We start from the raw sequence: 348 nt of genomic DNA, 5'->3' as shown, positions 1-348 counted from the left end.
ACCACCAGCCGCCCCAGCCGAGCTCGTAGTAGGCCCACCAGGAGCCGAGGGTGATGCCGATGCCGAGAAAGGCCCAGGCGACGATGGTCCATGGCCGCGACCAACGTGCCCACGCCGCATCCAGGCGACCGCCCAGCAGCGCGGCAATGGCGAAGGCGAAAGCCACGGAAAAACCGACGTAACCCATGTACAGCATCGGTGGATGCACGATCAGGCCGATGTCTTGCAGCAGCGGGTTGAGGTCGCGTCCGTCGCCAGGAATCTGCGGCAGGATGCGTGCGAACGGGTTGGAAGTGAGGATCAGGAACAGCAGGAAACCGGTGCTGATCATGCCCATGACCGCCAGCA

Annotated in this window: 1 protein-coding gene; it reads right to left on the bottom strand. The window is 64.4% G+C overall.

All coding sequences use genetic code 11. The annotated features are described in order from the left end of the window. On the bottom strand, positions 1–348 hold a 348-nt coding region (gene ccsA, locus ACW9JE_RS30935; RefSeq protein WP_457434936.1), incomplete at both ends, for a cytochrome c biogenesis protein CcsA.

The sequence above is a fragment of the Pseudomonas sp. SDO55104_S430 genome, assembly GCF_054070595.1.
Note: the sequence above shows the minus strand (reverse complement) of the source record. Positions and strands in the feature narration are given on the sequence as shown.